The organism is Streptomyces sp. NPDC030820 (genome assembly GCF_055572075.1).
Map to the genome: position 1 here is coordinate 49,624 of NZ_JBVIEB010000013.1, position 21,242 is coordinate 70,865.

At 69.6% G+C, this 21,242-nt stretch carries 21 protein-coding genes and 1 pseudogene; 8 read left to right on the forward strand and 14 right to left on the reverse strand.

Features of this window, described 5'->3' with window-relative positions; all coding sequences use genetic code 11:
• The first annotated feature begins 75 nt into the window (after nt 1-75).
• Nucleotides 76-690, forward strand: a complete 615-nt coding sequence (locus tag ACZ418_RS31430; protein ID WP_468369749.1) for a TetR/AcrR family transcriptional regulator — start codon at nt 76-78, stop codon at nt 688-690.
• Nucleotides 691-833: 143 nt separating this feature from the next.
• Here the strand turns inward: ACZ418_RS31430 and ACZ418_RS31435 are convergent, their stop codons facing one another.
• From ACZ418_RS31435 to ACZ418_RS31470, 8 genes are all read right to left on the reverse strand, one after another.
• Entirely contained in the window at nt 834-1,718 is an 885-nt protein-coding gene (locus ACZ418_RS31435; RefSeq protein WP_468369751.1) for a DMT family transporter, read from the reverse strand.
• A 164-nt stretch (nt 1,719-1,882) separates the two neighbouring features.
• Nucleotides 1,883-3,631, reverse strand: a complete 1,749-nt coding sequence (locus ACZ418_RS31440; RefSeq protein WP_468369754.1) for a carbohydrate binding domain-containing protein — start codon at nt 3,629-3,631, stop codon at nt 1,883-1,885.
• A gap of 225 nt (nt 3,632-3,856) precedes the next feature.
• The gene (locus tag ACZ418_RS31445; RefSeq protein WP_451003206.1) at nt 3,857-4,138 is read right to left on the reverse strand and encodes a hypothetical protein; all 282 of its coding nucleotides are present in this window, start codon (nt 4,136-4,138) and stop codon (nt 3,857-3,859) included.
• 117 nt (nt 4,139-4,255) lie between these two features.
• Complete coding sequence (locus ACZ418_RS31450) at nt 4,256-4,936, reverse strand: maleylpyruvate isomerase N-terminal domain-containing protein (RefSeq protein WP_468369757.1); 681 nt, start codon at nt 4,934-4,936, stop codon at nt 4,256-4,258.
• Between the two features lie 30 nt (nt 4,937-4,966).
• Complete coding sequence (locus ACZ418_RS31455; protein WP_468369759.1) at nt 4,967-5,782, reverse strand: ABC transporter permease; 816 nt, start codon at nt 5,780-5,782, stop codon at nt 4,967-4,969.
• Nucleotides 5,783-5,803: 21 nt separating this feature from the next.
• Nucleotides 5,804-6,697 carry an ABC transporter permease gene (locus ACZ418_RS31460; protein WP_468369762.1) on the reverse strand — a complete coding sequence of 298 codons (894 nt, stop codon included), beginning with the start codon at nt 6,695-6,697 and terminating at the stop codon, nt 5,804-5,806.
• Nucleotides 6,698-6,700: 3 nt separating this feature from the next.
• Nucleotides 6,701-7,897: an ABC transporter substrate-binding protein gene (locus ACZ418_RS31465; RefSeq protein WP_468369765.1), complete on the reverse strand. Its 1,197-nt coding sequence runs from the start codon at nt 7,895-7,897 to the stop codon at nt 6,701-6,703.
• Nucleotides 7,898-7,933: 36 nt separating this feature from the next.
• Entirely contained in the window at nt 7,934-8,965 is a 1,032-nt protein-coding gene (locus ACZ418_RS31470; RefSeq protein ID WP_468369768.1) for an ABC transporter ATP-binding protein, read from the reverse strand.
• A 100-nt stretch (nt 8,966-9,065) separates the two neighbouring features.
• On the opposite strand from ACZ418_RS31470, the gene ACZ418_RS31475 reads away from it, so the two are divergent.
• Entirely contained in the window at nt 9,066-9,824 is a 759-nt protein-coding gene (locus tag ACZ418_RS31475) for a FadR/GntR family transcriptional regulator (protein WP_468369771.1), read from the forward strand.
• A gap of 36 nt (nt 9,825-9,860) precedes the next feature.
• Entirely contained in the window at nt 9,861-10,622 is a 762-nt protein-coding gene (locus tag ACZ418_RS31480; RefSeq protein WP_468369773.1) for a cache domain-containing protein, read from the forward strand.
• 47 nt (nt 10,623-10,669) lie between these two features.
• On the opposite strand, the gene ACZ418_RS31485 is transcribed toward ACZ418_RS31480, so the two are convergent.
• The 3 genes from ACZ418_RS31485 to ACZ418_RS31495 all read right to left on the reverse strand — a co-directional run bounded on the left by ACZ418_RS31485 (nt 10,670) and on the right by ACZ418_RS31495 (nt 14,697).
• The gene (locus tag ACZ418_RS31485) at nt 10,670-12,175 is read right to left on the reverse strand and encodes a S53 family peptidase (RefSeq protein ID WP_468369775.1); all 1,506 of its coding nucleotides are present in this window, start codon (nt 12,173-12,175) and stop codon (nt 10,670-10,672) included.
• Between the two features lie 474 nt (nt 12,176-12,649).
• Nucleotides 12,650-14,359: an MFS transporter gene (locus tag ACZ418_RS31490; RefSeq protein WP_468369777.1), complete on the reverse strand. Its 1,710-nt coding sequence runs from the start codon at nt 14,357-14,359 to the stop codon at nt 12,650-12,652.
• A 173-nt stretch (nt 14,360-14,532) separates the two neighbouring features.
• On the reverse strand, nt 14,533-14,697 hold the full coding sequence (locus tag ACZ418_RS31495; protein WP_468369778.1) for a hypothetical protein: 165 nt from the start codon (nt 14,695-14,697) through the stop codon (nt 14,533-14,535).
• Nucleotides 14,698-14,941: 244 nt separating this feature from the next.
• Between ACZ418_RS31495 and ACZ418_RS31500 the strand changes: the two are divergent.
• Nucleotides 14,942-15,083, forward strand: a pseudogene (locus tag ACZ418_RS31500) (IS630 family transposase); the annotation flags it as partial.
• Between the two features lie 19 nt (nt 15,084-15,102).
• On the opposite strand, the gene ACZ418_RS31505 reads toward ACZ418_RS31500, so the two are convergent.
• On the reverse strand, nt 15,103-15,666 hold the full coding sequence (locus ACZ418_RS31505; RefSeq protein ID WP_468369781.1) for a hypothetical protein: 564 nt from the start codon (nt 15,664-15,666) through the stop codon (nt 15,103-15,105).
• A gap of 235 nt (nt 15,667-15,901) precedes the next feature.
• On the opposite strand from ACZ418_RS31505, the gene ACZ418_RS31510 reads away from it, so the two are divergent.
• Nucleotides 15,902-17,488: a Na+/H+ antiporter gene (locus ACZ418_RS31510; RefSeq protein WP_468369783.1), complete on the forward strand. Its 1,587-nt coding sequence runs from the start codon at nt 15,902-15,904 to the stop codon at nt 17,486-17,488.
• 227 nt (nt 17,489-17,715) lie between these two features.
• Here ACZ418_RS31510 and ACZ418_RS31515 read toward each other — a convergent pair whose 3' ends face one another.
• Nucleotides 17,716-17,844, reverse strand: a complete 129-nt coding sequence (locus tag ACZ418_RS31515) for a hypothetical protein (RefSeq protein ID WP_468369785.1) — start codon at nt 17,842-17,844, stop codon at nt 17,716-17,718.
• A 177-nt stretch (nt 17,845-18,021) separates the two neighbouring features.
• On the opposite strand from ACZ418_RS31515, the gene ACZ418_RS31520 reads away from it, so the two are divergent.
• The 3 genes from ACZ418_RS31520 (at nt 18,022) to ACZ418_RS31530 (ending at nt 19,930) form a co-directional block, all read left to right on the forward strand.
• Nucleotides 18,022-18,642: a DUF6230 family protein gene (locus ACZ418_RS31520; protein ID WP_468369787.1), complete on the forward strand. Its 621-nt coding sequence runs from the start codon at nt 18,022-18,024 to the stop codon at nt 18,640-18,642.
• An 83-nt stretch (nt 18,643-18,725) separates the two neighbouring features.
• Nucleotides 18,726-19,148, forward strand: coding sequence for a DUF6114 domain-containing protein (locus tag ACZ418_RS31525; RefSeq protein ID WP_468369790.1), 423 nt, complete (start codon nt 18,726-18,728; stop codon nt 19,146-19,148).
• Between the two features lie 191 nt (nt 19,149-19,339).
• A complete protein-coding gene (locus ACZ418_RS31530; protein ID WP_468369792.1) occupies nt 19,340-19,930 on the forward strand; it encodes a substrate-binding domain-containing protein in 591 nt (196 codons plus the stop codon).
• A 241-nt stretch (nt 19,931-20,171) separates the two neighbouring features.
• On the opposite strand, the gene ACZ418_RS31535 is transcribed toward ACZ418_RS31530, so the two are convergent.
• Complete coding sequence (locus ACZ418_RS31535) at nt 20,172-20,732, reverse strand: hypothetical protein (RefSeq protein WP_468370282.1); 561 nt, start codon at nt 20,730-20,732, stop codon at nt 20,172-20,174.
• Between the last annotated feature and the right edge of the window lie 510 nt (nt 20,733-21,242).

The window sequence follows — 21,242 nt, forward strand, 5'->3', positions numbered from 1 at the left end:
CTCCTCACTAAGTTAGTTGACTAACTAAGTCGGGACCTTAGTCCGTGGTCCAGCTCGTTGTCTATTCTTAGTCAGGTGACTGACTCAGATTCCGCCACCGCCGCCCGGACCGTGCGGCCCGGCCGATCCGGCCGGGGCGGCAAGCGCGAACGCCTGGTGAAGGCGGCCGTCCAGGTCTTCCATGAGCAGGGCGTGGAGAAGACCACCCTCGGCGACATCGCCCGTACGGCCGAGGTGCCGCTCGGCAACGTCTACTACTACTTCAAGACCAAGGACCAGCTGGTCGAAGCCGCGGTGGCCGCCCACTGTGAGCAACTGGACGCGCTCACAGAGCAGTTGGACGCCCTCCCGGATCCGGCCGCCCGGCTGAAGGCCCTCGTCTCCGGCTGGGTCGACCAGCGCGAGACCGCGGCCCGCTTCGGCTGTCCCTTCGGCACCCTCGCCACCGAGCTCGACAAGCGCGAGGACGGTTTGGACCGGGCCGCCGCGAAGGTCATGCGGACCCTGCTCGACTGGGTGGAGTCCCAGTTCGCCCAGCTCGGTCGCGCCGACGCCGCCGCCCTCGCCGTCGAACTCGTCGCGGCCTACCAGGGCATGTCCGTCCTCACCAACACACTGCGCGACCCCGGACTGATGGCCGCCCAGGGCGAACGCCTCCAGGCGTGGATCGACGGGATGGCGAAGCCGTAGGGCTGCTGGAACTGGTCCGGGGTCCCGCCTCCGGGGCGCAGGGCACGATCAGGGTGATCGAGTCGGTGTCGGCCGACGCCCTGTGGGCGGCCCTGACGTCAGGCTGGGGAGCGACCCCGTTCGTTGCCGCGCCTTGACCCGGTTCAGGTCGCCAGGTTCCGCTCCTCCACCGCGACCGGCACCACGATGATGTGCTGGACGGCCCGGCTGAGCACCAGCACGCCTCCGACGATCAGGAGGGCGCCCGCGGCCTCCGGGACCAGCCACCAGCCCGTACGGATCCGCTCCCCGAACAGGGTCATGCCGAGCGTCAGGCTCACCACCGCGTCACCGATGGTCAGCGCCGGCTGCGCCGCGGCCAGCGGACCGGCCTGGAGGGCGTTCTCCAGCAGGATGACGGCCCCGACGCCGGCGAGCGCGAAGCCGTACGTCTGCCAGGAGCGCAGGAACGCCGCGAAACCGTGGTCGGCGAAGGTGCCGCTGGCCGACTTCAGCAGGGCGGCGGTCAGCGCGTTGCCCGTGGCGGCGGCCGCGGCCAGCAGCGCGGCGCGCCGGGCCGGCGAGCGGTCCCGGCCGGAGGACAGCAGAACCGCCGCGGCCATCCCGCCGAGGCACAGGCACAGCGCCGGGATCCAGCGGCCGAGCGGCGCGTGGTCGACGGCGCCGTGCGGGGCGGCGGCGACCAGGAGCACGGCGAGGCCTGCCACACAGGCGCCGACGCCCCACCAGCCCGAGTGGGGCAGCCGTCTGTGCATGAGCGGGGCGGCGACGAGCAGCGCGAAGGGCAGCTCAAGGATGAAGAGCGGCTGGACCAGCGCGAGCGGGCCGTTGACCAGGGCCAGGCTCTGGAACAGCGCCGCGCAGACCACGCCGCACATGCCGATCACCCAGAACGGCCGGCGCACCAGCTCCGCGAGCAGGCGCAGCCCGCCGCGGCTGCTCGCCGACGCGGCCTTGCGCTGGAAGGCGGTGCCCACGGCGTTGCTCGCCGCACCCGCGACGGCGAACGCCGCGGCGAGTTCGATCACGACCGTCTCCTGCCTTCGGGAGGCCTCCCGGAGGAGCTTCGGGTCTCTTCAGCCTACGGAAGGGGGCGTCGGTACGCCGGTCGACGGCGCCCGGCGCCGGCAGGCCGGTCACATGAGCCGGCCCCGCCCGGTGATCGCCGAGCGGGGCCCCTCGCAACGGTGGATCAGCTCAGGGCGAGGTCGTCGGCGTAGACCGCGCCCTGGCCGTACCAGCCGTGGACGTACACCGTGACCCTGCCCGAGGCGCCGGTCGTGAACGGGACCGTGAGCTTCGACCAGGCCGAGGACGAGGCCCAGGTGCTGGCCGTCGCGCCGCCGCTCACGCCGAGGTAGGCGTAGGGACCCTGCACCCAGCCGCTCAGTGTGTAGGAGGTGTTGGGCTTCAGGGTCAGGGTCTGTGCGCACTGGCCGGTCTGCGAGGAGGACGGCGCGGTCTTCAGCGCGTGGGAGCCGCCGTGCACGGGGGAGGAGACCACCGCCGCCCCGCTGTCACAGGTCCACGGCGCGAGCGAGCCGGTCTCGAAGTCGCCGTTGCCGAGGACGGCGGTGCCGCCGGACCCCTTGACCGTCAGGGTGAGCGTGGAGCTGTGCCGGGTCGCGCCCGCCGTGCCGGTGACGGTCAGGGGGTAGGTGCCGGGCGCCGTGCCGGAACCGGTCTTCACGGTGAGTCTGGAGCTGCCGCCCGCGGTGACCGAGGACGGGCTGAGGGAGGCGGTCACTCCGCTCGGCGCACCGCTCACCGTCAGATCGACCGTCTGGGCGCTGCCGGCGGTCACCGAGGTCCGCACCGTGGCGGTCGCGGTGCCGCCCGGGTCGACCGAGGCGGTGGCGGGGGAGACGGACACGGAGAAGTCGTTGGCCGGCGGGGTCGTCGTACCGCCGGTGAAAGGCGCGAAGGTGTGCGTGAAGTACCAGGTGTCCTGGGCGATGCCGGAGCAGGTGTCGGAGGCCCCGGAGCCGGGGCAGCCGCCGTTGTCGCGCTGGAGGGCCCAGAAGGAGAGGGTGTTGATGCCCTTGGCGACCGCCCAGTCGTACACCGTGGAGGCGTCGGCGGTGGTGAAGGTCTCCGCCGGGCCGTAGTCGTCCACGCCGGGCATCTCGGTGACGCCGACCATGTTCCACAGCTGATGGCCCGACAGGTTCGGGTAGAGCGCGGACAGTTGGTCGTGCAGTCCGCTCGCGGCCGTCTCGGTGTCGGTGGCCATGTGGTGGGTGGCGCCGTCGTAGTAGTCGAACGTCATGAGGTTGACGACGTCGATCCTGGCGCCCGCGCTCTTCGCGCTGCGTAGCACGGCGAGGCCGCTGTCGGCGAGGCCGGTCGTCGTGGTCGGCAGGGTGTAGGAGAACTGCACCGAGCGGCCGTTCGTGGCGGCCCAGTCCTCGACCTTCCTGATGGCCTGGTTACGGCGGTCGATGCCGGCGGTGTCGGTGAGGGAGTTGTCCTCGACGTCCATGTCGAGCCGGGAGACGTCGTAGGTGGTGATGATCTTTTCGTAGGCGGCGGCGATGGAGTCCACGTTCGTACAGCTGTCGGCGATCTCGGTGCCGCCGTTGTCGGCTGCGTAGCCGCCGAGGGACGGGATCACGTCGCCGCCGCGCGAGCGGATGGTGGTGAAGTCGGCGCCGAAGACGGAGGAGGTGACGGGTGTGCCGGTGTCGCCGTTCCAGTACGGGGTGCAGGAGCCCTTCTTGTCGGTCTGCAGGAAGGCCATGGTCAGGTACTTGGCGCCGGAGGCCTGGGAGAGAGCGGCGGGGCTGTCGCCGCTGTAGGCCTCGAAGTAGGGCGCGAAGACGTGCGTGGGCAGCGGGGTCGCCGCGTGCGCGGTGCCCCCTGCCCCGAGGGCGAGTCCCGCGGAGGCGGCCAGGGTGGACAGGCCCGCGAGCAGGGCGCGTACGGGTCTCGGACGTCTCATGGGCACTCCCGGTTGGCGAACGACGCGGTGCCCCGGCCGGGGCTATTGGTCTAGGCCATGATTGGTCTGGACCAGACGTCGGTCAAGGTGCGGGAGTCGCCTTTTGCGCGTTCATGGGGGTAGGTAAACCACCTGGTTGTGAGGGGAGTTGAGGCAGTACGGGGAGGCGGCCCGACTTTTGACCGGGCCGCCTCCCAGGCCCCGTCCTGCCCTCCGCGTGGCCGCTCAGGTGGCGCGGGTGCCGCCTCCCCGGCGGATACGGCCCAGCAGATCCCGGTGATAGGCGGCGAGTTGCCCGGCGGGCACGGGCGCGGGGCTGCCGGCGAGGGTGTACCAGGTGTCGCTGCCGGAGTGCTGGATGGCGACGCGCACGCTGTGGCCGTCGGACAGCAGGATGGTGGCCACGGTCAGGTCGCCGGTGATGACGCCGACCTCCTCGGTCATCGCCCCGCCGGGGCCGGCGGTGACCCGGTCGACGTAACTGTTGATGCTCGGTGGGGTGTGCATGGGGCGCAGGCTTCCATCAACCCGGGCGGTGAGTCCCGCACCGCGCAGGTGTCGCCCGCGTGTGTCCCCGTGTTGGGCGTGTGATCGGCGCCGGCCCGGCCGGGTGCCGGTCACCGTTCAGCCGAACAGCGGGAACCGGTCGGCCGCCACGCCCAGTGCGGCGCACTCGGCCTCGGTGAGCGCGGTCCGGCCGGTGCCCACGCGCGCGTAGTGCGCGTCGCTCCACTCCGGGAGCGCGGGCCGGCCGAGCAGACCGTCCAGGGTGGTGCGCACCGCGGCCAGCCCCTCGGGCGCCGGTCCCGGTGCGTGCGGGAGGTGGACGGTCAGATCCAGGTGGTGGACGGTCGCCTCCACCGCGAGGGTGCTCAGCAGATCCTCGGCCGTCAGCACATGCCCCTGCGTGCCGACGTGCTGCGCGGGGTCGGCGGCCTCCGCCGCGTGCACGGCCGCCGCCAGAGTCTCCAGATACAGGCCCCGGAGCTGACCGAAGTCGAGGAACATGCTCGCGTTCACCCGCACCCAGCGCCGGCCGTTCGCCGCCCCCACGGTGTCCGGCCGCCAGTCCTGCCAGTACGTCACCGCGTCCCGGTCCACCGGCGCCCGCGTCGGCGTGTGCAGGGCCACCAGAGCGCGCTGGGCGTCGCTCAGGCAGTGGAAGACGAGATCGCGGACCGCCCAGCCGGTGCAGCCCGTCGGCAGCCACGACTCCTCGTCACCCAGTGCCGCGACGACCGCCGATGCCGCCTCGTACGCCGCGCGCAGCGCCCGCGCCGGGCCGACCGCATCCACAGGACTCATGCCTCCCCTGTCCGTCCGTCGAACGGCGTGTCACACCCGGCTCGAGGTCGCCGTGTCCGCGGACAGCCGCTGGGCGACGTAGATCGGGATCACCGACAGCAGGACGAGTATCGCGGCCACGACGTTCACCACCGGTGCCTGCTGCGGCCGGGTCATGTTGTCGAAGATCCAGATGGGCAGGGTCTCGATCCCGGGCCCCGCGGTGAACGTGGTCACCACGATCTCGTCGAAGGACAGCGCGAAGGCGAGCAGTCCGCCGGCCAGCAGCGCGGAGCGGACCAGCGGGAAGGTGACGTCCGCGAAGGCGCGGAAGGTGGTCGCGCCGAGATCCATGGCCGCCTCCTCGTACGAGGCGGCCGTACGGCGCAGCCGGGCCACCACATTGTTGAAGACGATCACGATGCAGAACGTGGCATGGCCGACGATCACCGTGAACAGCCCGAGCCCCACGCCGAGCGGCTGCAGCACCGTGCCGAAGGCCGAGTTGAGGGCGATGCCGGTGACGATGCCGGGCAGCGCGATCGGCAGGACCACGATGAACGACACCGTGTCCCGGCCGAAGAAGCGGTGCCGGGCCACGGCGAACGCGATGAGCGTGCCGAGGACCAGCGCGATCGCGGTCGCCCCGAGGCCCGCCTTCACCGAGACCCACACCGCCTGCCGGGCACCGGAGTTGTGCAGGGCCACCGACCACCAGCGCCAGGTCAGGCCCGGCGGCGGCCAGCTCGCACTGCGGTCGGGATTGAGCGAGTTGACCAGGACGAGCAGCAGCGGGACGTAGATCACCGCGAAACCGAGCCCGGCGCCGGTGCGCAGGGCGATGCGCGCGGTGCGGTTGAGATGCATGACGCTCTTCTCCTCCGGGGCCTACAGGCTGTTCAGGGCGCCTGTGCGGCGGATCGCCAGCAGGTACAGGACGATCACCACGACGGGCACGGTGCCGAGCGCGGCGGCCATGGGCAGGTTGAGCTCGATGTTGGAGTACACGAGGTTGCCGATCAGCTGGGTCTTGCCGCCCACGATCTGCACGGTGATGTAGTCGCCGAGGCTGAGCGAGAAGGTGAACACCGAACCGGCCGCGACCGACGGCAGCACCATCGGCAGCACCACCGAGCGGAAGGTCCGTCCGGCCCGCGCCCCGAGGTCGGCCGAGGCGTCGAGCAGGTTGGCCGGGAGCTGTTCGAGGGCCGTGTGGATCGGCAGGATCATGTACGGCAGCCACAGGTAGGTCAGGGTGAGGACGGTGGCCAGCGGGCCGAAGCCGGGGCCGCTCAGCCCGAACGGCGCGAGCAGCCAGTCGGCGAGACCGCCCTGGGACAGGATGAGCCGCCAGGCGTACACCTTGACCAGGTAACTCGCCCACAGGGGTGTCAGGATGGCGACCACGAGCAGGGGGCGCCACCGCGGCCGGGCCACCCGCGCGGTGTAGAAGGCGACGGGGAAGGCGATCACCGCGCACAAGGCGGTCACCGCGAGCGCCACGCCCACACTGCGCAGGATCACCTGCCGGAAGACGGGCGTGGTCAGCAGTTCGTGGAAGTTGTCCGTCGACCAGACCTTCACCACCTGCGAGGTGAAGGAGTTCGTCGTCCAGAACGCCGAGACGAACAGCACCGCCAGTGAGCCGAGGTAGAGGACGGCGAGCCACAGCAGCGGGGCGGTGAGCAGCAGGGTCAGCCGCAGCCGGGGCCTGCGGTGCAGGGTTCCGGCCAGCCGCCGGACGGTTCCCCGGCCGGCGGCGGTCGTCGCGTCGGTCGTCACGGCTCAGCCCTTGATCTCGGTCCAGGCCTGCACCCACTTGGCGTACGGCACGCACTTGACGTCCTTGCGGCCGTCCAGGCACTGCTCGATGGGCGTGTTCCAGAAGGCGATCTTCTTCCAGTAGCTCTCGTCGGCCGCGTGGTAGACCGTACAGAAGTTCTTGTCGCTGGTCTCGGCGCAGGCCTTGGAGTTGGCCGGCGCCTCGCCGAAGTACTCGGCGACCTGGGCGTTGACCTTGGGCGAGACGATCCAGTCCAGCCACTTGTAGGCGCAGTTGGGGTGCTTGGCCTTGCTGTACACCATCCAGGTGTCGGACCAGCCGGTCGAGCCCTCCTTCGGCACCAGTGCCTTGACCTTGGCGCCCTCGGAGGAGGCGAGGTTCGCGATGACCTGCCAGGTGGTGCCGACCACCGAGTCACCGCTCTTGAAGGCGGAGACCTCCTTGAGGTAGTCGCTCCAGTACTCGCCCACGTTCTTGTTCTGCTGCTTGAGCAGGGCCACGGCCGCGTCGAACTGCTTCTGGTCGAGGGCGTACGGGTCCTTGATCTTCAACTCGGGCTTGGTGGCCTTGAGATAGAGAGCCGCGTCGGCGATGTAGATCGGCGAGTCGTACGCGGTGACGTGCCCCTGGTACCGGGAGGCGTCGTCGAAGACGGCGGACCAGGAGGTGGGCGCGGGCTTGACCTTCTCGGTGTTGTACATCAGCAGGTTGGCGCCCCGGCCGTGCGGGATGCCGTACATCTGGCCCTTCACCGAGTTCCAGGCGCCGTTCTTCAGCCCGCTGAAGATGTCCTTGTAGTTGGGGACCAGGGCGGTGTTGACCGGGGCGGCGTCGCCGGAGGCGATCAGGCGCAGGGAGGCGTCGCCGGAGGCGGAGACAGCGTCGTACTCGCCGGTCTTCATCAGCTTGACCATCTCGTCCGAGCTGGCGGCGACCTTGGAGTGGACCTGGCAGCCCGTCTGCTTCTCGAAGTCGCCGACCCAGTTCACCTTGGGGTCGTTGGAGCCGTCCTCGACATAGCCGGCCCAGGCGATCAGGTTGACCTGGCCCTCCGTCTTGCCGAGCTTCGTCGGGGCCTTGAGGTCGGGTGGGTTGAGCCCGGTGGCGGAGGAGCCGCCCGAGCCGGAGGAGTCACAGGCGGCGGCGAGCAGCAGCGCGGCGGCGCAGGCCGCGATGCGCAGGGTACGGGTGGGACGCACGGCGTTCTCCAAAGGGACGTAGCGGCGGGGGAGAGGTCAGGAGGGCAGCCGGACGGCGTGCCGGCGGTGCCAGGTCAGGCGCACCCGGGTGCCGCGGTAGGCGGCGACGTCCTCGGAGGAGGTCTCCAGGTTCTGCTGGAGCGCGGTGAGCCGGCCGCCGCCGTCGAGGTCGACCAGGAAGCGGGTGGCGTCGCCCAGATAGACCACCTCGGCGACGGTGCCGGTGGTGCCCGTGTGCTCCGGTTCGTCCGCCTCGGCGGACTCCTTCAGGACGCGGATCTTCTCCGGCCGGATGTTGTACGTGCCCGGGCTGCCGACGATCCGGTGGGCCGCCTCACCGTCGAGCAGGTTCGAGGTGCCGACGAAGGAGGCGACGAAGGGGGTCGCCGGGCGCTCGTAGATCTCCGCGGGCGTGCCGACCTGGGCGATACGGCCCTGGTCGAAGACGGCGATGCGGTCGCTCATCGTCAGGGCCTCCTCCTGGTCGTGGGTGACGAAGACGAAGGTGATGCCGACCTCCCGCTGGATCGCCTTCAGCTCGACCTGCATCTGCTCGCGCAGCTTCAGGTCCAGGGCGCCCAGCGGCTCGTCCAGCAGCAGCACCCGGGGCCGGCCGACGAGCGCACGGGCGAGCGCGACGCGCTGGCGCTGCCCGCCGGAGAGCTGAGCCGGACGCCGCTGGCCGTAGCCCTCCAGGCGAACCTCGGCGAGGGCCTTGCGGGCGCGGACGAGCCGCTCGGCCTTCGGCACCTTGCGGACCTTCAGCCCGTACGCGACGTTCTGCTCGACCGTCATGTGCGGGAAGAGGGCGTAGTCCTGGAAGACCGTGTGCACGTCCCGCTCGAACGGGGCGAGGCCGGTGACCTCCTGTCCGGCGAGTTCGATCCGGCCCCGGTCCGGTGTCTCGAACCCGGCGACCAGCCGGAGGACGGTCGTCTTTCCGGATCCGGACGGGCCGAGCATCGAGAAGAACTCGCCGTCCCGGATCTCCAGATCGACCCCGGCCACGGCGGTCGTCTCACCGAACGACTTCCGCAGGTCCTGCAGCCGGATCGCAATTCCCTCCATAGGGGAACCTTTCTGGCGCGCTGTACGTTGAACCGTTGACGGTAAACATATGAAGTCATAGTTCTAAGCTCAAGATCCCCTTAGGGTAAAGCTTGAGTCAATGCACGAGGTGGTGGCCGTGAGGCAGTACGAGATCGAGGGCGGCGCCCGCAAAGCCGTCTTCAGTCCGGTGAACAACCGGGCCCGCGTGGACGCGGTCGTCCGCCGCATCGGCGACGCCATCGAACTGGGTCTCCTCGCCGACGGTGAGCAGCTGCCCGGCGAGACCGAGCTGGCCGGCCAGCTCGGCGTCTCCACGGTCACCCTGCGCGAGGCACTCATGGCCCTGCGCCAACAGGGCCTCGTCACCACCCGCCGGGGCCGCGGCGGCGGCAGCTTCGTCTCCCTCCCCGAAGTCCCCGCCGACGACCGCCTCAAGGCCCGGCTGCGCGGCTGGAGCACCGAGGAACTGCGCGACCTCGGCGACCACTGGGCCGCCCTGTCCGGCGCCGCCGCCCGGCTCGCCGCCCAGCGCACCGAACCGGAGGATCTTCACCAACTCCGCCGTACCGCCGAGGAGTTGACCCGGGCCGAGGACGCGGCGGCACGCAGTCGGCTCTACGGCCGCTTCCACGTCGAACTCGCGGCGGCCGCCCAGTCCGCCCGGCTCACCCGCGAACAGGTCGCCCTGCAGAGCGAGATCGGCGCACTGCTGTGCCTTGTCCTCGCCGACGACGCATATCGTGAAGAAGTTGCGGACCGTCACCGCTCCGTGATCTCCGCCGTGCAAGATGGGGCCCACGAAACGGCCGGCACGCTGGCCGAGCGGTGCGTCAGGGAGTCGACGGCGCGGCTCGTCGCCGTACGTCTCACCCTCTGACCCGCCGCGTCAGGTTCCCGTCCGCTGGAGGACACCATGGGCCGGAGCCCCGCGCTCGCCACCCTCGGCACGGAGCCGGAGGCGTGGGTGGCTGCACAGGTCGGCGGTGCGCTGGAGGCCGTCTTCGACACGGTCGCCGCCACCCGCACCGACACCGAAGGCCTGCTCGGCCGGGTGGTCGCAGAGGGCCGGCGGCCGGCCAGCGCCGACCTCGCCGCCCTGCGCCCCGGACTGCATGTCCACCTGACCCACGAGGAACTCGTCTCCGGCGTCGGCTTCGTCGCGGCGCCCGGCCTGCTCACGGACGTGCCCGCCTGGCTGGAGTGGTGGCAGTCCGGAGCCGACGGCGACGTACGCCCGCTCCTGCTCGACCTCGATCCCGGCCAGTCGGCGTACTCCGACTACACGCACTGGGACTGGTTCACGCTGCCCCGCGACACCGGGCGGCGGGCGGTGGCCGGACCGTACGTCGACTACCTCTGCTCCGACGAGTACAGCCTCACCCTCTCCGAACCCGTCCTGATCCAGGGACGGTTCGCGGGAGTCGCCGCCGCCGACGTCTATCTGCGGCACTTCGAGACAGCCGTCCTCCCCCTGCTGCGGCGCCTGCCCCGCCCCGCCCACCTGGTGAACGCCCGGGGCCGGGTCGCCGCCTCCGCCGACCCCGCCCACCTGGCCGGCTCCCTCACCAAGGGCCCGGACTTCGGCGAACTGCTCAGCGCGGCGCGGCCCGGCGCGTACCACGGCATGCGCCTGGTGCCGTGCCGGGGCGTGCCGCTGGTGCTGGTGCTCGCCTGAGCCGAGCAGGCGGACGGCTCAGGCGCGGACGTCGTTGCCCCAGAGGATCAGCCGCTGTGCACGGCGCTGACGAGGTCGGGCAGGAGCTTCGCCGCGTTCGGCGTGCCCAGCCCGGTGACGGGGTCCCATCCTGTGGTGGACGAGTAGCCCGGGACCGAGGTTTCGGCGGTGTTGTTGCCCACGGTGACGTCGTTGAAGTCGGCTGCGTACGTGGCCGGGTCCGACGCGAGCTTGTACAGAGCCGGGTTGATCAGTCCGAGTCCACCGCCGTTGATCTGGTCGGCGAGGGAGACCAGGCCCGCCCACTGGGGACAGGCCAACGACGTGCCGCCGATGTCGTACCAGCCCGTGCTGCACGGTGTGCCGCCGCACTTCAGCCCGCCCTGGCCGTCGGGCGGGAGGGACAGGTACACCAGCGCTCCCGTGGACGGGCTCGCCTGCAAGGAGACGTCCGGAACGCCGCGCGTCGCACCGATGGAGGTGCTGCCGGCCGGCAGCGCGTCCGACTGGTAGCCCGGCTTGGCGAAGACGCTGCTGTAGCCGCCGCCGGAGCCGATCCAGCCGATCTCCGACTGGCCGGGGGCCTTCTGGCAGGCCCTTGGCGGGGTGACGCTGTCGACGACCCTGCCGTTGGTGGCACCCGGGTCGGTGCACAGGTCCGTGCCGCCGACTCCGGTGACCAGCGGGTCGGACGCGGGCCACTCGACGGCGGGACCGGCGAGCGTGGACCCGCCTTGGCCCACAGGTGTCTTGGCCGAACCGGCGCTTCCATCGTCACCCGACGAGCCGAGAACGGTGACGCCGTTCTGTGCTGCTGACTTGTAGGCGTAGCGCAGGTTCTCCAGCGACCGGGTGCTGCCGAAGGCGCCCTCCGCAGAGGCGAAAGACTGGGAGATGACGGTCGCGAGGTGGTGCTCGACGACGTACTGCTCGGCGGCCATCATCTGAGGGAAGCCCTGCACCCCGAGGGTCTCGGCAGTGGGGGTGGTGACCAGCAGGATGTTGGCGCCGGGTGCCATGGCGTGGGCGGTCTCGACGTCGAGAGCCACCTCCAGCGCCCACGCGCTCTTGTCCTCCTGCCCGGGAGAATTGCTCGTGGACGGCGGCGCCTTGGTGGCGGGCGAGCCCTGCAGATGAAGCTCGCTGAAGGTCGGCATGCCGGGGGCACAGCTGACGTTCTCTTCTCCGCACATGGCTGCGAGGCCGAATGCCCGGTCGAAGACGTGCAGGTCGTGAGCCATGGTGTCGCTGCCGTAGGAGTCGACGATTGCGATCGTCTGACCACGGCCGTCGTCTCCGGCTGAGTGCAGCGGGCCTACGTTGTAGGCCGCCTGGATGGCCTGGGGCGTGAAGCAGCGGCGTCCCGCTGACGCGCACTGAGCTTGCGTGGGTGGAGACTGGCTGGTCGTCAACTGCATGTAGTCGGCGACAGTTGGCCGTACTTGCGGATAGGTTGCCTGGTGGGCAGCGCTCGTCGCGGGCACGGCGCCCGCCGCTGCGAGGCCGAGGGTGCCCACCCCCGCGAGCAGCCACCGTCTGATGGTGTGTGCCATCAGAGTCCTCTCTTGAGATCGAAAGGGGACTTGCGCGTCCGCCCCTCAGGTGGGGGGTGGTGGCACAGGGGTTGCGGACGGGGCGAGGTTACTCTCGCGGTTGTTGGGCCGATAGACTTGTCCTGTCAACAATGACCAAAGAAGGGCACTGCTGGACCAGTCGAGCGGTGCTGCGCGAGCGTTCGGGCCGCTTGCGTTTGCCGCGACGTGGTTGCCGCACGATTCAGGACCGCCGTACGGCGCTTCCTCGCGTCTCCCGTGCGTCGGGGTCATTCGCGGCGGGGCAGCAGCCCTCACGATTCTGGTGGCGAGTCGGTCACCACGGTCTCCCCGGCCAACGACTCATGAGCTTCGGGGGATCGAGAGTTCCCTGAGTCCTAAGTGGGCCGGCGTGCGCGCGACGCGATCGCCGACGCCACAGCCTGGGTGGGCAGCGCAAGGGCTGCCCACCCAGGCTGGAGGCTGGTCGTGGGGTCAGTCGCCGTCCTCGGCGAGGGCCGCCAGTTCACGATCCACGGCGCGCTGGTGCTCCATCGCCTCATCGCGGGCCTTGCGCGGGCTCCAACGGCCGGCCATGACGAAGATGAACGGCAGGAAGATCACTTGCCCGGCGACACAGATGAGCCACCAGGTGCGCCACTGTTCGGGGCCCTGGGCCGCGGCGCTCTTCACCTCGGATCCGTAGCGTTGCAGCAGCGCCAACTGCGGCTGGGCCCTGCGCACGGTCGCCAGGTCGTCGGCCCCGACCTCGCGCGCCGCCTGGGCCGCCAGTGCCGGCGGGACTGCGGTCGGAGGATACGCCTCGAGCTTGGCGAAAAGCCGCGGGTGCGCGTCGATGATGGCCAGAGCGGGGGCGGCCTGGACGCTTGCGGCCTTTACCTGGGCGCCGTGCTCGACCAGTGGCGTGGCCGACGTCACCACGACCGGGACGAACGCTGTGGAGACCGCGACCACCGCACGGATGATCCATCCCCACACGGCCAGACCGGTCGCCGTGGCGGCCGGGTTCTGCTTCTCCACGGTCTCGGTGAAGCTCGCCATCCAGGGTGCGTAGGTGACGCCGGTGAGCACACCGATGGCGACGAACAGTGCGGCAAAGGTGTAGTAACCGGTGCGCGGCTCGGTGGCGTGCAGGGCGAAGAGCGTGGTGACCGCGATCGAGCCGATGGCTCCGACGATCATGAAAGGCTTGCGCACCTTCAGCTTGTCGGAGAGCAGCCCTGCCGCCACCAGTGCCACCGCGTTGGCCGCCCAGTACCAGTTGGCCAGTCCGTTGGTGCGCTGCTCGCTGTAGCCGAAGGTCGCGGCGAAATAGACGACGAAGTTGCCGACAGCGCCGAAGTAGAGCAGGAGGAAGAGGCTGACAGCCGTGGCCGAGCCGACGACGTCCAGCCGCAGCATCTGCCGCCAGTGGCCCGCGGCTGCCGTCCTCGGATCCATGCCCTTGGCCCGTGCTTCGATGAGCGCACGGTCGCGGAGGCTGACCATGATCTGGTCACGCAGCCGGGGCGACAGCTCGCGCAGCCCCAGCAGTGCCAACATGAAGACGGCAAGCCCGGCCCAGCCGGAGTAGCGCAGTTCGTCCTGCCAGCCGGCGAAGGACAGGGTGCTGCTGGTGACGACGGTGACGACCAGGCTCCCGATGACCGGGCCCATGGTCCAGTAGCCCATCGCGGTGGCTCGTCCGAGCTGCGGAGAGAAGTCCCGGATCAGTGCCGGCGTGGCCACCAGCACGATGCCTTCGATGAAGCTGAGGCCGGCGAAGAGCACCAGGTAGGTGCTCTTGTCCGGGGCGTTGGGCAGGCCGAGGAGGCTGAGCAGGGCGGCGATGAGAAGGCCGTAGACCACCATGTTGGCCCGGCCCCAGCGGTCGGCGAGGCCCGCCACGAGCGAGGCGAAGGCGCCGACCGCGTTGCCGATGACGCTGACCCACACGAAGTAGCTGTAGGTCATGTGGAAGTGCGTGATGATCGACGTGGCGACCGCGTACTGCACGTAGAGGGCGTAGTACAGGACCACGGTGGTCAACACCACGATCGCCAGGTACGCGATCCGGCGTGAGGTGACGGGGTAGTGGTTCAACTCGCGGCGCCACAACCGGGCGGCACCGTGGGGAGTTTCCGGCGTGCCGGTATCGATCGGTCTGAGATTCGTGTCGTCGGGCGAAGCGGGCATGGCAGTCATGCGGGCGGCTCCTGGGGTCGGGCTCATGGGCCCGGTGCGGTGGGTGCGGACAGTGCACGCCTTGCGGTGCGGCGGGCACGAGCACTGTTCGGCCGGGTGGGCCGAACCCCGGGGTCTCTGCGTCCGGACGGGGAAGATGTGCGCAGAGGCTAGTACCGACCAGTCGGTACGGCCTAGGGGTGTGCGTGGGGATACCGAAACGTGACCTTGACCAGGGTGGCCACCAAGTGGATGAGCGGGTCCTCGATGCCGGCGCCCGGGGTCTCGACCGGACCGTCCGTGTAGAGCACGAGGGTGGAGCCGCGGGCGATCGTCGTGCAGCACTGTTCGTGGATCACGCCGCCGACGCCGAGGGGCCGCGTTCACCGGCGCGGGAAGCGCGGCGCCCATGCCATGCGGTAGTCCATGGCGCTCAACCTTCGTGAGCCCGCCGGCGAGCCGCCAGGTCGGGGTCAGCTCGACGACGGTGATGACGAACCGCTTCCACGCCGAGCCCACGGCAGTGACGCGCAGCCTGCCGTCGGCGATGCACGGTCAGGGCTTGCCACCGCACCGGCCCGAGAGGGCCGAACCGACACCTAGCGGTCGCTGGCCAACCTCACCAAACACAGCCTCGACCAGCTCACTGCGTTGGTGAAGACACGGTTGAAACGGATGCAGTACCGCCCCCGCCTCATCCCGGGGCCTCATCACCAAGACCGGACTCGGCTTCCAACCGCCGTAATCCCAGCCATTGAAGATCTCTAGCTGCCCGGCGGGCGCGCCCGCTGCCTTTTCCGTTCCACCAAGTAGCCGACCGCGGTCGCGCCCAGTAGCAACAGCCCCATGGAAACCCCACTGAAGAGCCAACTGACCGGAGTGCCTTTGGCTCTTTCCACACTCCAGAAGACCACCGACAGCACGCCCCAGCCCTTACACAGCTGTGCAAGGGCCCGTCCGAGCCCGCCGGGACGCGGACGGTGCGCCGGCAGACGGGCGGCGGGGTCGTAGCCGACGCGCTCGTAGTGCAATTGAGTCAGGCGCTCCAACCGCAGGCACAGTGCGAAGAACAGCATCAGCCCAGCGCCCAGCAAGACCGCCTGCAAGAAGCGCGTCCCATCGGTGAATGCCCCGAAGGTCATGCCGCCCAGCGCCGCGAGCGGCACTGCCAGGACAGCCGCGGAGCGCAGCGGGCGGCTGGCGACGCGAACCGCGATGGGCGCCGGAGGCCGGTACCTCCCGCCCATGCCGAGATGCCGATCGGCTTTCAGGACCGCCGTCAGCAGCAACATCTCCGCCTTCCGCAGCACCTGCAGCATCCGCTTCATGGGTCCCTCGCACGTCGACGATGCCAAATACACACCCTGGACCGTCGACAGGGCGGCAAGGTTGCCGTCGCTGCGCGATTCAGCCGGCAGCGGCCTCCACGGCCCCCCAGATCGACAGGGCGCCGGACACCGGACGGTCGCTCCCCGTCGGCTGCGTCACCGCCGTACGTCGGTTACGTTGGTAAAGCACCTGGCCAGAGGGGGGTCGCAAGCCGTAACCCACCGGGGACGCTCCATGACCGGCGTGATCGTCGTCCTGCTGTTGGTGGTCCTGGCCACCGCCGTGGCGACCGGTGCCCGGCGCTGGAGCCTGCCCGCCCCCTCGCTCCTCGTGGTCGCGGGTCTGGTCGTGGGGCTGATGCCCTGGGTTCCCGAGGTCCGCCTGCCGCCTCACGTGATCAACGTGCTGGTGCTGCCGCCGCTGCTCTACGCCTCGGCCGGGGAAATCTCCGTCCGCGACCTGCGCACCGTATGGCGGCCCGTGACCGGCCTGGTCTTCGGCCTGGTCCTCGCCTCGGCCCTGGCCGTCGGGTACGTGGCCCAAGCGATCACGCCGCTCACCGCCGCGACCGCGTTCATCCTCGGCTCCGTCCTGGCCAGCACCGACCCCGTGGCCGTGACCGCGCTCGGCCGACGCCTGTCCCTCCCACCGCGCGTGCAGGCCATGGTGCAGGCGGAAAGCCTGTTCAACGATGCCACCTCACTGGTCCTGTACAAGGTCGCCGTGGCCACCGTGGTGTCCGGCAGCGCCATCAGCGTGCCCGGGACCGCCCTGCAGTTCCTGATCCTCGCAGGCGGAGGAGCCCTCATCGGGGCGGCGGTCGCCGCAGTGGAGACGCTGATCCGCAGACGGACCGACGACCCCATGCTGGAGACCGTCATCGCGTTGGTCACCCCCTACGCCTCCTACGTCATCGCGGAGCAGGCGCACACCTCCGGCGTGACCGCCGTCATCGTGGCCGGGGTCGTCCTCGGCAGCACCGGCCACAAGCTCGGCGACGCCCCCGTCCGCCTCCAGGTCCACGCCGTCTACGAGACCGTGACCTTCCTGCTGGAGAGTGTCGTCTTCGCCCTGATCGGCCTCGAGCTCCCTTGGGCTGTCCGCCATCTCGCGCACGACGAGCATGGCTGGCCGCTGTGGGTGCCGGTGATCGCCTTCACCCTGCTGGCGATCCGCCTGCTGTGGATCTTCCCGCTGTCCGCCCTGATCCACCACCGGCACCGGGAGGGCGACACCCGCCTCTCCTGGCGGGTTCCGGCCGTCCTGTCCTGGGCGGGCACCCGAGGCGTCATGCCGCTGGCAGCCGCGCTCTCCATCCCCCTGGCCACCCACACAGGGGCCCCGCTGCCGCACCGGGCGCTCATTCTCACGCTCACCACCGGGACCGTCGCGCTCACTCTCGTCTTCCAGGGTTTCACCCTGGCCCCCGTCGTCCGCCGCTCCGGCATCGCTCTGGAACCGGAGCACACCGCACGCGAGGAGGCCCGGACCCGCCGGCGCATTGCCCACGCCGCTCTCGACGAACTCAAACTGCTGGGCGATCTGGATCAGCTCGCCGATCTGGGCAGCGCCGCCGAGGCCGCCCTGAAACAGGCCCGTCGTCATCTGGAAGCGCGCATCCACCAGGTCGAAGACGCGCACTACAGCGACCCGGACGCCCGCCCCGCCGACGCCTACCGCGAGATTCGCCGGACACTCATCGCCATCGAAGCGGCCGAGCTCCAGCGCCTCTACGAAGCGAACAAGATCAGCAACGCCACCCGGCGCCAGATCCAGCACGAACTCGACCTCGAAGAAGCCAGCCTCCGCCCCCGCGACTGACGGCCGGCTTCAGTTCTGTGCGATGTCTCCACGACTCTCAGCGAGTTGGGTGCAGACGTGGATGACGGTGGCTTGAGGAGTGAGGTCCTGGCCCGGGAGCGGTCCCCGGGGGCGGCTGGTGTCGCCGGCGCGTGCGTATCGCCGGTGCGCGTCGGCCGCGACGATGGACGCTCGGGTCACCATCAGTCTGTGTGGCCTTGCGGGCCCCAGCGCGACGGCGTCCGCTGTCAGGGTCCCAGCTCGCAGGGCGGCGCGAGACCTGCGACCAGGTGCTCCTGGGCGAGGCGGCGGCCCGGCAGGAGCACCTCGATGAGCGCCTTGGTGCCCTCCTTCTCCCGCCAGGCACGGCGAGGCAAGCGGCACGACTGCAACCGTCGCCCGAAGAGCCCAGCAAAAGTTGCGTCACTCGTACGGCGGGCCCGGAGTGCAGGCGATTGCCGCACCCGGAACCCTAGGATCCACCATTGGACAAATGTGGCGTATTTGCCCTCTTTGGGCATGGGTGGGTAGACCGCACCACTGAAGGAGACGGGATGTCGCAACGCGTCGGGAGAACCCGCTGGAGGCGTTTCGCGGTAGTCCTGCTGTCCGGTGTCGCAGCCTGTGCGACGGTCTGCGTCGCCATGGCACAAGGAGTGCTCGCCGCCTCGTTCTTCATCTCCGGTCAGAAATTTCAGGTTACCGCTGACTCGTTGAGCGCCCGTGGGTCCAGCCTCTACAGCATGGTCGACGTGACCAAGAAACACCAGCTCGTACCTGTCATGGTCACCGGTTTCCGGCACGCGACGCTCAGCGGGCTGTGCCAGTCCGTTCTCGTCGACATCCCGGTACTGGGCAGGCAGACTCTGCGGCTCACCGGCGGGGACCAGCCGGTTGAGGCGTCCGACATGTTCATCGACGCGACGGCCGAGACGGCCAAAGGTGCGGACTTCACCGGCCTCGACATTGGTGTCGCTCAGGGTGCCATCACCAAGGGTCCGGTCAAGTCCGGAGACAAGGACTCGGGCTTCTTCGATCCTGATGGCGTCGGCCAGCAAGCCGTGTCGGTCACCCTGACTGACGTGCGGGTGAGCGCGGTCGCGGTCTCCGCCGGCACGTTCAGCGTTCCGGGCCTGCGCGTGCAGCTCGAGCCGGGCAACCACGCATGCCCCTGACCGACGGCCCTGTGCGGGGGCCACAGACCCGGGTCTCGCATCGTACTCACGGGACCACAGCACCACTGATCAGGACAGAGCGCGTGATCACCAACCCCCTCGGCAGTCGACGTAAACTGCTCGTCACGGCGCCGGTGTTCCGGCGCAGGTTCAGCAGGTGGCGTGGCGAACGCCCCTTCTGGGCAGGGCTGTTCACGTTCGCCGCCGGTCTGCCCATCCTCTACTGGCCCTACGCGAACCTGGACCTTGGCGGGGTTCCACTCGCCCTGTCCACCACCTCCGGTGCCGGGTCCCTGGTGATCGGGATTCTGCTCCTGACACTGGGCGTCGCGCTCTGGTATCGCCCCCACCTTCGCGTGTTCTCCGGGATCGCCACCCTCCTGCTCGCCCTGATCTCCCTTCCCGTCGCGAACTTCGGCGGCCTCTTCCTCGGTGTGGCCTCCAGTCTGATCGGCGGCTCCCTGGCCTGCGCCTGGATGCCGCCTACGGTCGACCAGCCGTCGTGACCGCACGGCCCCCAGGGGTTCCAGCCGGGCGATCTGCTTAACCGACCTGGCGTCGACACTCGCCCCACCAAACGTCGGCGTCCATCTCGAACCTGCCCGGGCCAGGCTGGTCCACCATGTGCTCACGCAAGGCTGAACGCAGCGCCCCGAGCAACGAGGCATGAGCGCACGCTTTCAGAAATCGATTTCACGTGCAAGTTGGCGACATCCCGGTGACGACGGCCGCAACCGACAACAAGGCCGCCGCAGCCGTGGCCGCGAAGCACCTGGCCGAGGCGATCGGAGGAAAGGGCAAGGTCGCGATGGTGGTGCACGACCAGACGAGTCGCTCGGGAATCGACCGGCGCGACGGCTTCATCGAGTGGATGAAGGCGAACGCTCCCGGCATCCAGCTGCTGCCCGTGCAGTACGGCGGCGGCGACCAGGCGAAGTCGGCCGACATCACCAAGTCCATCATCGAGGCCCACCCTGATATCCAGGGCATCTACGGGTCGAACGAGGGCTCGGCTGTGGGCGTCATCCAGGGTGTCAAGGAGAGCGGGAAGAAGGGCATCCGGATCGTCGGCTTCGACTCCGGCAAGGGACAGATCAACGCGATCAACAGCGGCCTCATGCTCGGCGCGATCACACAGAACCCCATCGCGATCGGAGAGCAGATCGTCAAGGCGTCGGTGAAGGCCATCCACGGTCAGTCGCTGCCGAAGGTCATCGACACCGGCTTCTACTGGTACGACAAGAGCAACATCAACGACGCCAAGATCCAGGCCGTCCTCTACCAGTAGGCTCTCCCGGCCCGGTTTCGGGGGTCCGCCTGACGTCGGCCTTCAAGACCCGGTTGTGGTCTTGAAGGCCGACGTTGTCGTATGGGGTGGGTGCGGATGCCGATGCAGCCGAAGGGATCGGGGGAGATCCCGGCGGAGACGGTCAAGCGGCATATCGGTACTCGTTCAGCGTTCGGTGCGGTCGATGCCAGTTGTAGAAGGTCTCGAACTCGCGGAGTGCGCGGAGGGTGGCTCTGGTTCCCTATCGGGGTGCGGTCCAGGAGTTGCCTGCGGCAGGTCTGTATCCAGCATCCATGAGGGAGTTCGTCCGCGGCATCCGGATGCCGATGATGAGGCCCTTCACTCCGGCATCAGGCCGGCAGGATGTCGAAGGCGTCGGTGAACTTCGAGTCTCGAGCGTCGCGGGTTCGCCGTGGATCCGGCGATAGCCCCACGAGCTGTTCTCGCGGGCCAGGCGTAGGACCAGGGCTCGGATGGACCGGATCGTAGGAGGGCGTCCGCGGTTTTTGGGCACGCAGTTCGCAGCGTGGCGTGGCCTGAGCAGGTCGCGGTGCCGGCGGAGGATCGTGTCCGGGCGTACCAGCAGCAATCGCCGTAGTTTGTCCATCGGAATGTGGTGGAGCAGGCCGACGAGGATTGCGCGGTCGGTGTCGGTGAAGGCGGGCTTACCGATCTGACGTTGAAGGACGAGCAGTTGGTGCCCGAGTGCCAGAATCTCGATGTCCTTCTCGCGGTCGGTCATCGGAAGCAGACGCAGAAGTGCGAAGGTGTTGGTGGCGGCGAGGTAGGCCAGGCGCAGCATCACGAACCCTCTTCGCCCTCCCGATCACGGGCAGAACGCCCCCGCACCCTAGCGGATCCGCTACGGCGCGAGACACCGGTTCGGCGATCCGTGCCCGCTCGCCCCCGCAGTTTGTCCACCAGCGGGCGGCACGCGTCGATGAAATCGCTGAGCTGCTGAACGAGACCCTGGAGAACGAAGAGGAGCACTGACAGTACGCCACCCCATGCCAGCAACCAGAGGACCGCCTGAGAGTCCACTTGCCCGGTTCCCTTCTGTGAGGGTGGCCGAACTGAGCAAGCGTGTGGCAGGTCTCAGGTCGACCACCACACCCTGTCGGGTGTCCACGTGATCAACTGAGGCCCTGCCGACGTCCAGGCCGCATATTCGGTTAGTGCCTTGACGCCGCCCTCGGCGCCCGAGCGGGACGTCGGGCCCGCAACCCCCCCAGTTATGATTTCGACCGCAACACGTTCACCGGGCGGGTCGGTACCGCGGATCTTCCCCGCTGACCCTGAGACCCCGAACTGC

Coding starts and splice junctions, on each gene's coding strand:
- ACZ418_RS31440 (WP_468369754.1), bottom strand. CDS start 3,631: ATGAGACGTCCGAGACCCGTACGCGCCCTGCTCGCGGGCCTGTCCACC.
- ACZ418_RS31445 (WP_451003206.1), bottom strand. CDS start 4,138: ATGCACACCCCACCGAGCATCAACAGTTACGTCGACCGGGTCACCGCC.
- ACZ418_RS31450 (WP_468369757.1), bottom strand. CDS start 4,936: ATGAGTCCTGTGGATGCGGTCGGCCCGGCGCGGGCGCTGCGCGCGGCG.
- ACZ418_RS31455 (WP_468369759.1), bottom strand. CDS start 5,782: ATGCATCTCAACCGCACCGCGCGCATCGCCCTGCGCACCGGCGCCGGG.
- ACZ418_RS31470 (WP_468369768.1), bottom strand. CDS start 8,965: ATGGAGGGAATTGCGATCCGGCTGCAGGACCTGCGGAAGTCGTTCGGT.
- ACZ418_RS31475 (WP_468369771.1), top strand. CDS start 9,066: ATGCACGAGGTGGTGGCCGTGAGGCAGTACGAGATCGAGGGCGGCGCC.
- ACZ418_RS31480 (WP_468369773.1), top strand. CDS start 9,861: ATGGGCCGGAGCCCCGCGCTCGCCACCCTCGGCACGGAGCCGGAGGCG.
- ACZ418_RS31485 (WP_468369775.1), bottom strand. CDS start 12,175: ATGGCACACACCATCAGACGGTGGCTGCTCGCGGGGGTGGGCACCCTC.
- ACZ418_RS31490 (WP_468369777.1), bottom strand. CDS start 14,359: ATGACTGCCATGCCCGCTTCGCCCGACGACACGAATCTCAGACCGATC.
- ACZ418_RS31505 (WP_468369781.1), bottom strand. CDS start 15,666: ATGAAGCGGATGCTGCAGGTGCTGCGGAAGGCGGAGATGTTGCTGCTG.
- ACZ418_RS31510 (WP_468369783.1), top strand. CDS start 15,902: ATGACCGGCGTGATCGTCGTCCTGCTGTTGGTGGTCCTGGCCACCGCC.
- ACZ418_RS31520 (WP_468369787.1), top strand. CDS start 18,022: ATGTCGCAACGCGTCGGGAGAACCCGCTGGAGGCGTTTCGCGGTAGTC.
- ACZ418_RS31535 (WP_468370282.1), bottom strand. CDS start 20,732: ATGCTGCGCCTGGCCTACCTCGCCGCCACCAACACCTTCGCACTTCTG.